General features: G+C 69.2%; 9 protein-coding genes. 4 read left to right on the top strand and 5 right to left on the bottom strand.

Translation table 11 applies throughout. The annotated features are described in order from the left end of the window. Positions 1-470: SseB family protein (locus tag ACFVT1_RS40785; protein WP_389805805.1), on the bottom strand; the 470-nt coding region annotated here is incomplete at its 3' end. A 339-nt stretch (positions 471-809) separates the two neighbouring features. Here ACFVT1_RS40785 and ACFVT1_RS40780 point away from each other — a divergent pair. Together ACFVT1_RS40780 and ACFVT1_RS40775 are read left to right on the top strand one after the other, a co-directional pair. Beyond that, a complete protein-coding gene (locus ACFVT1_RS40780) occupies positions 810-1,337 on the top strand; it encodes a tetratricopeptide repeat protein (protein ID WP_389805802.1) in 528 nt (175 codons plus the stop codon). 55 nt (positions 1,338-1,392) lie between these two features. After that, on the top strand, positions 1,393-1,926 hold the full coding sequence (locus ACFVT1_RS40775) for a hypothetical protein (RefSeq protein ID WP_389805801.1): 534 nt from the start codon (positions 1,393-1,395) through the stop codon (positions 1,924-1,926). A gap of 429 nt (positions 1,927-2,355) precedes the next feature. Here the strand turns inward: ACFVT1_RS40775 and ACFVT1_RS40770 are convergent, their stop codons facing one another. From ACFVT1_RS40770 to ACFVT1_RS40755, 4 genes are all read right to left on the bottom strand, one after another. After that, a complete protein-coding gene (locus tag ACFVT1_RS40770; protein ID WP_389805798.1) occupies positions 2,356-3,684 on the bottom strand; it encodes a class I SAM-dependent RNA methyltransferase in 1,329 nt (442 codons plus the stop codon). Positions 3,685-3,898: 214 nt separating this feature from the next. Continuing rightward, the gene (locus tag ACFVT1_RS40765) at positions 3,899-5,947 is read right to left on the bottom strand and encodes an APC family permease (RefSeq protein ID WP_389805795.1); all 2,049 of its coding nucleotides are present in this window, start codon (positions 5,945-5,947) and stop codon (positions 3,899-3,901) included. A 113-nt stretch (positions 5,948-6,060) separates the two neighbouring features. Then, positions 6,061-7,128 (bottom strand): 1-aminocyclopropane-1-carboxylate deaminase, encoded by a 1,068-nt coding sequence (locus ACFVT1_RS40760; RefSeq protein ID WP_389805792.1) that lies wholly within the window; start codon positions 7,126-7,128, stop codon positions 6,061-6,063. Between the two features lie 275 nt (positions 7,129-7,403). Then, entirely contained in the window at positions 7,404-8,141 is a 738-nt protein-coding gene (locus ACFVT1_RS40755; RefSeq protein WP_389805789.1) for a GntR family transcriptional regulator, read from the bottom strand. Positions 8,142-8,403: 262 nt separating this feature from the next. Between ACFVT1_RS40755 and ACFVT1_RS40750 the strand changes: the two genes are divergently transcribed. Both ACFVT1_RS40750 and ACFVT1_RS40745 read left to right on the top strand, forming a co-directional pair. Next, on the top strand, positions 8,404-9,072 hold the full coding sequence (locus ACFVT1_RS40750; RefSeq protein WP_124721011.1) for a TrkA family potassium uptake protein: 669 nt from the start codon (positions 8,404-8,406) through the stop codon (positions 9,070-9,072). Next, positions 9,072-9,749, top strand: a complete 678-nt coding sequence (locus ACFVT1_RS40745; protein WP_266688162.1) for a TrkA family potassium uptake protein — start codon at positions 9,072-9,074, stop codon at positions 9,747-9,749. The genes ACFVT1_RS40750 and ACFVT1_RS40745 overlap by 1 nt, the downstream gene beginning before the upstream one ends. The last annotated feature ends 73 nt before the right edge of the window (positions 9,750-9,822 follow it).

Raw genomic sequence — 9,822 nt, 5'->3', positions numbered from 1 at the left:
GGCACGATCCCCGCCACCGGCGGAAACAACATCCCGCCCTCACCACCCGCATCCAGCGCCACCCCCGCAGGCCCCGGCAGCAGCGGCACCATCACGTCCAGCAACCGCGCACCCAACACCGTCCGGTACACCCACTCCCGCCCGGCATCCCCCCGGGCCCGCGCGAACCGGGCCAGCGCCTCCTCGTCCGAGAACGCGCAGATCCAGCGAACCCCGTTCTGCTCCGCCGACCACAGATCCCCGGCCTCATCCAGCGGCACCAGCACCGCCCTACGCCGAAACTCACCCAGCAACACAGCAAACTCATGCCGAGCCGCCGCCGTCGAATCATTTTCCGGCGTGTTGGCAGGGACCGGTTCCGGTGCCTCACACGGTGCCGGCGACGCCTCAGGAGTAGGCCAGTCGGCCAAGTCGGTGATCTTCGAACGCCGGACAGGCGGCTCTACTACGTCATCCCCGTTTTCGAACACCTGCCTAATGCTGTCACGGCACGCTTCTCAGCAGCAACGAGCAAAAGCAGCCAGCCAGTCACGGCCGGGGGCCGGTCCAACTCCACACCAACAGAGATGGGCCTGCGGGCACCTCTCGGAAAGGCTCCACTGAGCCCCTCGGCCCACTTTCGCTCCGAAACCGGGCAGAGAATGACACGCCCGACGCCGACACCGTCCTCATCCACCTGACCGATCCCAGCAGCCCACCTACGATCGCCGATCGGAGCGCCGCGCTCACCTGGCTGGACGAAGAACGGGCGAACCTCGTCGCGGCCATCACCGCAACGCCCCACACACAACCCTTACGTCATCCTCGAGATGGCGGGACGCATCGGCGACTATCTCAAACTGCGTCGGGGTTTCGCCGAGTTGACGGCCGTATACGACAGCGCACTGGAGCACTGCTCTGGAAGCACCCCTGCCACTTTCCGTGCCGTGTTCCTCGACGCACGGGCATGCGCGCCCAGAGGACTGACCCGGTTCCCCGAAGCAGTTGCCGCACACGAGGAGGCCCTCCGTATGCTCAGGGCGGATGGGAACCTGCTGGGTGAAGCGGAGGCAATGACCAACCTCGGTCATACTCTGCACGAAATGCGTGACATCGAGCGGGCCGTGCTCGTACTGCGACAGGCCGTGGTCCTCCAGGGCAAGGCGGGGAACCTCCATGGTGAAGGTGCCGCGCTCACCAACCTCGGACGCTCTCTGGACGAGTCGCGCCGTTACGAGGAAGCTGTGGGCGTGTACCAGCGGGACCTCAAAATCTGCCGCCTCGTCGGTGACTGGCACGGTGAAGCTGTTACCCAGAACAATCTCGGCCTGGCTCAGGGAATTGGGGCGGGCCGGTGAGGCCGCGGCCGCACGGGACGCCTTCCGCAAGGCGGATGATCGCCACGGTGTCGCCATGGTCCTCACCAATTTGGGCACGGCGCTACGTGCGGGCGGACTCGGTGACGGGTCCGACGTCCTTGAGGAGGCTGTCTCCCTCTGCCGAGACATCGGGGACAAACGGGGTGAAGGTATCGCCCTGTCGAACCTCGGGCCCAACCGACTCCAGGCGGACGCGCCGGCCGAGGCCGCCCGAATGCTGACGAGGGCGAGTGACCTACGTGAGGAGGTCGGCCATGCTCACGCACAGGCCAAGGCACTGATGAACCTGGGCAAGGCGTGGGGGGTCCTCGGGTTCACGGACCGGGCCACCGAAGCGGTCCGCGGCGCGATCACGCTCTACCGGCCGGCCCGGGACCGCCACGGGGAGGGGAGAGTACTCTTCCTGCTTTCCTCGACTGTATGGGCGACGGACCCAGAGGAAGCCATCTCGCTCGGTACGGCGGCGGTCGCTGCGCTCAGCGAGACCGACGACGAGGCGCTGACCGAACAGGCGGCTGCGCTCGTGGCCACGATGCAGGAACGAGTTTCGGCGTCCACTGACCAGTGACTCCCTCGAAGCGCAAGTCCTAACCTGCGCTTACGCCCCTGGCTAGAACATCTGCTTCCCACAAGATGCTTGCACCACCTGGGCCCTGCAGTGCCAAAAAAGACTTCGCTTCGGGGCCCCAGGCCAAGATCCGGACCGAGTGCGGACCAACATAGCCAAGGAGCAGCGATCCAGCCGCCGCTAAAGGTCAGGGTGGATGCCGCCGGGGAACCGAGAATCCTGCGGGCGTTGCGTACGCGTGGGGAAGCACCTCGCTAGCCGTCATGAGGCCCTCGACGCCCTGCCGTGCCCACATAGCCAGAAGGCTGCCCGACCAGGGAAAAAGTGCCTGACGACCCCTCAGAACGAGCGTCACGAGCGTCATCTCAGCGTCAAGATATCGCCCGTAACGCCCGTACTGCACATACCGCGCACGAGCAAAAGCGCAGGTCAGGAGCCCTTCGTGGCCGGTTCGAGGATCGCCACGCACTCCACATGATGCGTCATCGGAAACAGATCGAACGCCCGCAGCGTCCGCACCCGGTAGCCGCCGTCGCGGAAGTACGCCAGGTCGCGGGCGAGGGCCGCCGGGTCGCACGCCACGTAGGCGATGCGGCGGGCGCCCAGGCCCGTCAGGTGCTTGACCGTCTGCTTGCCGGCGCCTGCGCGCGGGGGGTCGAGGACGATCAGGTCGGTCTCGGTGATGCCGGTGCGCGGCAGGATCTGGTCGACCTTGCCGTGCTCGATGCGGACTCGCTCCAGGTCCTTCAGGTTGTGCCGGGCGTCCTCGACGGCGCGCTTGCCGGACTCGATGCCCAGGACCGCGCCCTTCTCGCCGATGCGCTGGCCGAGGGCGCCCGCGAACAGGCCGACGCCGCAGTACAGGTCGAGCGCGGTGTCGCCCTTGCGGGGCAGCAGGCCCTGCATGACGGCGCGGACGAGGGTGGTGGCGGCCTGCGGGTGGACCTGCCAGAAGCCGCCCGAGCCGACTCGGTAGGTGCGGTCGTCGGCGCGCTCGCGGACGAAGGCCCTGCCGTGCACCCGGTGGACGCCGCCGTCGCGCTCGTCGACGCGCATCACCGAGACGGGCTTGTCGAGCGCGACGAGGGGCAGCCGGCCGCCGGGCTTCGGGGTGAGGATGACCTGGCGGTCGTGGGAGCCGGTGGCGGCGATGGCCTCCACCGAGGCCATGCCGGGCCACTCCCGCTTCTCGACGCCGAGTTCGGTGACACCGGGGGCCGCGATCAGGCAGCGCTCGATGGGCTCCACGTCGTGCGAGCGGTGCTTGCGCAGGCCGACCCGGCCGTCCTCGTCGATGGCGTACTGGACCCGGGTGCGCCAGGCCGGGACCTCGCCCGCCGGGAGCTTGTCGCCCTCGGCCGGCATGACGGTGCCGTCCCAGCCCGCCTCCTCGGGAGTGAGGCCCGCAAGGCGCTGGAGCTGTTCGGCGATCACCTCGCCCTTGAGCCTGCGCTGGGCACCGGGCTTGGCGTGCTGCCAGTCGCAGCCGCCGCACTTGCCGGGACCCGCGTACGGGCACGGGGCCTCGACGCGGTCCTTGGACGCCTCGATGATCCGTACCGCGTCGGCGCGCAGGAAGCGGGAGTCGCTCTCGCCCTCGGTGATCCGGGCGACGACTTTCTCGCCGGGCAGGGTGTGCCGCACGAAGAGGACCCGGCCCTCCGACGTACGGGCGATGCAGTGGCCGCCGTGTGCGACGGGCCCGACCTCGACCTCGTACTCCTCCCCGACCAGCGACGACGTGGGTTCGTTCTGCATGAGGGGGTGGCTCCAGAGATCAAGGGAAAAACGGCCGGACAACAACCCACGAGTCTACGTGGGTGTCGTCCGGCCGCTTACCACGCGCGGGTAGGGCGCGGTCGGTCTTGTCGGCGCGGCCAACCGTTGCCGGCCTGGCCAACCCTTGCCGGCCTGGTCAGCCCTTGCCGGCCCGGTCTGCCCATGCCGGCCGGGTCAGCCCATGCCGGCGCGGTCAGCCCCGGTTGGCGGGTTCCTTGGGCCTGCGCTCCACGGGGCCGCGGCGCACGGAGCCCGGTGCGTTCCACTCGGCGCGCTTCCTGGCGCGCTTCTTGGCCGCCTCGGAGGACTCCAGCTGATACGGCACGGAGGTCACCATCACGCCCGGGGTGAACAGCAGCCGCCCCTTCAACCGCAGGGCGCTCTGGTTGTGGAGGAGGTGCTCGTACCAGTGGCCGACCACATACTCCGGGATGTACACGCTCACGACGTCGCGCGGGCTGTCCCGGCGCAAGCCCTTCACGTAGTCGATGACCGGGCGGGTCACCTCGCGGTACGGCGAGTCGAGGATCTTCAGCGGGATGTCGATGCCGCGCCGCTCCCAGTCCTCCTTGAGCGCCTTGGTCTCGGCCGCGTCGACGCTGATGGAGAGCGCCTCCAGGCGGTCGGAGCGGATCAGCTTGGCGTAGGCGAGGGCACGCAGCGTGGGCCGGTGGAGCTTGGAGACCAGGACGATCGAGTGGACCCTGGAGGGTCGCATCGTCTCGTCGGGCGGGGTCTCCTCCGCCGCGATCTCCTCGGCGACCCGGTCGTAGTGCTTGCGGATCGCCGTCATCGTCCCGTAGAAGATCACCATGCCGAGCAGCGCGACCCAGGCGCCGTGGGTGAACTTGGTGGCGAGCACCACGACGAGCACCAGGCCGGTGAAGAAGGCGCCGAAGGTGTTGATCGCGCGGGAGCGCACCATGTGGCGGCGTTTGGCCGGGTCCTTCTCCGTCGCCAGGTGGCGGTTCCAATGCCTGACCATGCCGGTCTGGCTGAGGGTGAAGGAGACGAAGACGCCGACGATGTAGAGCTGGATGAGCCGGGTCGAGTCCGCTCCGTAGACCCAGGTCAGCAGGATCGCCGCGCCCGCCAGCAGCACGATGCCGTTGGAGAAGGCCAGCCGGTCACCGCGGGTGTGGAGCTGGCGCGGCAGGTAGCGGTCCTGGGCGAGGATCGAGCCGAGCAGCGGGAAGCCGTTGTACGCGGTGTTGGCGGCCAGGAAGAGAACGAGTGCGGTGGCCGCCGCGAGAACGACGAAGAAGAACGTGCCCTTACCGAAGACGGCGGCCGCGACCTGGGAGATCACCGGGTCCTGGACGAAGCCGGAGCCGACCGGGAGACCGTTGTTGATCAGGTCCTTGGCCGGGTTCTCCGCCATCTTCACACCGGTGGCCATGGCCAGACCGATGATGCCGCAGAACATGGTGACGGCCAGCAGGCCCATCATCGCGAGGGTCGTCGCGGCGTTCTTGCTCTTCGGCTTGCGGAAGGCGGGCACACCGTTGCTGATCGCCTCGACGCCGGTGAGGGCGGCGCATCCGGAGGAGAACGCCCGCAGCAGCAGGAAGACCAGTGCGAAGCCGGCCAGTCCCTGGTGCTCGGCCCTGATCGTGTAGCCCGAGGTCGGGGCGTGCATGGTGTCGTCGAGGACCAGCCCCCGGAACGCACCCCAGATGATCATGATGAAGACGCCGGCCACAAAGAGGTACGTGGGGATGGCGAAGAGCTTGCCGGACTCCTTGACGCCGCGCAGGTTCATCAGCGTCAGCAGCACGATGGCCGCGATCGCGCACGCCGTCTTGTGTTCGACGACGAACGGGATCGCGGACCCGAGGTTCTCCACCCCGGAGGCGATCGACACGGCGACGGTCAGCACGTAGTCGACCAGCAGCGCACTGGCCACGGTGAGCCCGGCCTTGGGTCCCAGGTTGGTGGTGGCGACCTCGTAGTCACCACCACCGCTCGGGTAGGCGTGGACGTTCTGCCGGTACGAGGCAACGACCGTGAACATCAGCACCACGACGGCGAGCGCGATCCAGGGGCTGAAGTGGTAGGCCGACACGCCCGCGACGGAGAGCACCAGGAGAACCTCTCCTGGTGCGTACGCCACCGATGAAAGCGGGTCGGATGCGAAGACGGGAAGTGCGATGCGCTTGGGGAGGAGCGTCTCTCCCAGCTTGTCGCTGCGCAGCGCCCGTCCGATCAGAATCCGTTTGGGCAGGTCGGTCAGTTTGGACACGCAGAGGATCGTAAGCGTTCCGTATGGAAGCCGCAGACCCACCACCCTCGTGGCCCTGCAATCTCCTGCGCTCGGCCGAAAAGGCCACGAAATCCTTAACGAAATCCTTGCGCTCAGGCGTCCGCGAACAGGGCGCTGTAGCCGTTGAGCGCGGGCTGACCGCCGAGATGGGCGTAGAGGACGGTGGAATCGCGGGCGATCTCGCCGCGCGCGACGAGGTCGACCGTCCCGGCCATCGACTTCCCCTCGTACACGGGGTCGGTGACCATACCCTCGGTACGGGCGGCGAGCCGCATCGCGTCGAGGGTGGCGTCGTCGGGGATGCCGTACGTCCCCGCGTGGTAGCGCTCGTCCAGTTCGATGTCGTCCACGGTGAGCTCGCGGCGCACCCCGATGAGCCGTGCGGTGCCGGCCGCGATCCGGGCGATCTGCTCACGCGTCCGGGCGGGTTCGGCGGAGGCGTCGATGCCCAGCACGCGGCGCGGACGGCCGCCTTCCTCTTCGAGCGCGGCGAAGCCCGCGACCATCCCGGCCTGGGTGGAACCGGTCACCGAGCAGACGATCACGGTGTCGAAGAACACGCCGAGTGCGCGCTCCTGCTCGGCGACCTCGTACGCCCAGTTGGCGAAGCCCAGCCCGCCGAGCGGATGGTCGGACGCACCGGCGGGGATGGCGTACGGCTTGCCACCGCCCTCCTCGACCTCGCGCAGCGCCTGCTCCCAGCTCTCCTTGACGCCGATGCCGAACCCGGCGCGCACCAGGCGGACATCGGCACCGGCCAGGCGGCTGATCAGGATGTTGCCGACCTTGTCGTAGACGGCGTCGGGCCACTCGACCCAGCTCTCCTGGATGAGTACGCACTTGAGGCCGGCGCGGGCGGCGACCGCCGCGACCTGGCGGGTGTGGTTGGACTGGACACCGCCGATCGATACGAGCGTGTCGCAGCCCTTCGCCAGGGCGTCGGCGACGAGGTATTCGAGCTTGCGGGTCTTGTTGCCGCCGTAGGCGATGCCCGAGTTGCAGTCCTCCCGCTTGGCCCAGACGGCGGCGCCGCCGAGGTGGTCGGTGAGCCGGTCCAGGCGGTGGACGGGAGAGGGGCCGAAGAGGAGGGGATAGCGGTCGTACGAGGAGAGGGAAGGGGAAGAGGCGGAGGAACGCGAAGGAAGGGCTGGGGGTGTCACGGAAGCTCCCTCGGGTCGGGGGTGATGTGGTGACGTCGGTGGCAGTGACGGTGGTGGTCACAGTGGTGATGTCGGTGGTGAGGTCGGTGATGGCGAGGGCGAGGGTCGTGGTTGTCGGGGCGTCCGCAGGCGTCACGGTCGGTGCTCGGACCGGCGGAGTCGCGGCCCCGCCAGTGCGCCCGGCCCTGCTCGGACCGGCGGCCCCGGTCCACTCTCCGGACAGATCCGCAGACGGCCCGGCGGGCGGATCGGCGGACGGATCGGCGCCCCGTTCGTCACAGGGTTTCGGCTGCCTGACCAGCGCCCCGTTCGTCACAGGTTTCGGCGGACGGATCAGCGCCCCGTTCGTCAGAGGGTCCGGCGGGCGGCTCGTCGGCGAGTTCTTCGAGTGCCCGCCAGATCTCCGCGGTGACCCGGGCCGCCGCATCGGCATCGCGCCCCGCGCACGCCTCGATCAGCCGGTCGTGCAGCTCCGCCGAGCCGTGCGCCGCACTCGCCGTGCCGAACCGCCGCCATTCCAGGCGCCGGATCAAGGGGGTGTAGCGCTCGACGGTGGCGGCCACGGCACGGTTGCCGCAGGCGGTGACCAGGACGTCGTGGAGCCGGTCGTCGGCGCGCAGCGCGTCCGCCACGTCACCGCGGCGCGTCGCGTCCCGGAAGCCGTCGTTCGCCTCCCGCATCGCGGTGATGTCCGGATCCGTGAGGAGAGGTACGGCGGTCCTGGCGGCCAGTTCCTGCATGGCCCGTACGACCGCCGCCGCGTCCCGTACGTCACGCGGCACCAGGCGGGTCACCCGCGTGTAGCTCTGCGGCTTGGACTCGACGAGGCCCTCGCCGGAGAGCCGGGACAGTGCGTCGCGCACCGGGGCCCGGGACAGGCCGAGGCGTTCGGCGAGGTCGGCGTCGCGGACCGGGGCACCGGGCGGGATGTTGCCGCGGACGATGGCGTCACGGATCGCCTCGTACGCGGTGTCCCGCAGCAGGGTCCGTCGGACGGGGCGCAAGGTCTCCATGAACTGACATGTTAGATGTCTGTCCTCGTGGCGTTCAAGAGGTCCGTTTCGCGGGATCGCAGCCGACGGCCCTCCCCGTCCGCATCGCGGGCGCGGCGAAGGCGCACTCGGATGAGGCCTCGCACTCCCGGCCGCATAAGCTCATCCTGGGCAACGGGACAGACCGTTGCCCCGTTGTTTGCCCGGCAAGCTGAGGAAGAAGTTGTGAGCAGGGTGTTTTCGCAGGTCAGCCGGACGACCAGGACTGCGAGGTAGGCGCAAGGTGCACATCGTCATCATGGGCTGCGGGCGAGTGGGAGCCGCTCTCGCGCAGACCCTGGAGCAGCAGGGGCACACGGTCGCCGTCGTCGATCAGGACCCGACCGCGTTCCGGCGTCTCGGGTCCGGCTTCGGCGGGCGGCGTGTCACCGGTGTCGGCTTCGACCAGGACACCCTCCGCGAGGCGGGGATCGAGGAGGCCGGTGCGTTCGCCGCGGTGAGCAGCGGCGACAACTCGAACATCATCGCCGCACGGGTCGCCCGCGAGATGTTCGGCATCGAGAATGTCGCGGCGCGGATCTACGACCCCCGGCGCGCCGAGGTCTACCAGCGCCTCGGCATCCCCACGGTCGCCACGGTGCGCTGGACGGCGGACCAGATGCTGCGGCGGCTGCTGCCCTCGGGCGCCGAGCCGCTGTGGCGGGATCCGAGCGGCGGCGTGCAGCTCGCGGAGGTGCACACCACCCCGTCCTGGATCGGCCACAAGATCAGCACCCTGCAGGAGGAGACGGGCGTCCGCGTGGCGTTCCTCACCCGATTGGGTGAAGCCATACTGCCCACCTCGCAGACGGTGCTGCAGGAGGGCGACCTGGTCCACGTGATGATGCGTACGGACGAGATCGCGAAGGTCGAGGCGGCCTTCGCCGAAGGTCCTGAGGAGGGCGGTCACTGATGCGTGTCGCGATTGCCGGGGCCGGTGCGGTGGGCCGTTCCATCGCGGGCGAACTGCTGGAGAACGGGCACGAGGTGCTGCTCGTCGACAAGGCGCCCACAGCCATCTCCGTGGAGCGGGTGCCGATGGCCGAGTGGCTGCTGGCGGACGCCTGCGAGATCACTTCGCTCGACGAGGCGGCGCTTCAACGCTGCAACGTCGTGATCGCCGCGACCGGTGACGACAAGGTGAATCTGGTCGTCTCCCTGCTCGCGAAGACCGAGTACGGCGTGCCGAGGGTCGTCGCCCGGGTCAACAACCCCAAGAACGAATGGCTGTTCAACGAGGCGTGGGGCGTCGATGTGGCGGTTTCCACGCCCCGTCTGATGTCCGCCCTGGTCGAGGAGGCGGTGAGCGTCGGCGATCTGGTCCGGCTGCTGCGCTTCAGCCACGGCGACGCCAACCTGGTCGAGCTGACGCTGCCCCCGGAGTCGGCGCTGGCCGGCATCCAGGTCGGCGAAGTGGCCTGGCCCGAGGACACCTCGCTGGTCACCATCATCCGCGGGCAGCGCGTGCTGACGCCGAGCACCGAAGAGACGCTGGAGGCCGGTGACGAGCTGCTCTTCGTGGCCGCGCAGGCGCGCGAAGAGCAGCTGGAGGACCTGCTGTCGGTGCGCCGGGGCGACTCGGACGACTGAGACTCCGACGACTGACCGGAGTGCCCCCTGGACAGGCAGAAGGGGCCCGGAACCGTTCCACACGGTTCCGGGC

The organism is Streptomyces sp. NPDC057963, assembly GCF_042887155.1.
GTDB lineage: Bacteria > Actinomycetota > Actinomycetes > Streptomycetales > Streptomycetaceae > Streptomyces.
The sequence above is the reverse complement of the archived record's forward strand: the minus strand, read 5'-3'. Positions and strand labels throughout refer to the sequence as shown.

Bases quoted from the DNA above. Each gene is read 5' to 3' on its own strand.
- ACFVT1_RS40780 (WP_389805802.1), top strand. From the start codon at position 810: ATGGCGGGACGCATCGGCGACTATCTCAAACTGCGTCGGGGTTTCGCC.
- ACFVT1_RS40775 (WP_389805801.1), top strand. From the start codon at position 1,393: ATGGTCCTCACCAATTTGGGCACGGCGCTACGTGCGGGCGGACTCGGT.
- ACFVT1_RS40770 (WP_389805798.1), bottom strand. From the start codon at position 3,684: ATGCAGAACGAACCCACGTCGTCGCTGGTCGGGGAGGAGTACGAGGTC.
- ACFVT1_RS40755 (WP_389805789.1), bottom strand. From the start codon at position 8,141: ATGGAGACCTTGCGCCCCGTCCGACGGACCCTGCTGCGGGACACCGCG.
- ACFVT1_RS40745 (WP_266688162.1), top strand. From the start codon at position 9,072: ATGCGTGTCGCGATTGCCGGGGCCGGTGCGGTGGGCCGTTCCATCGCG.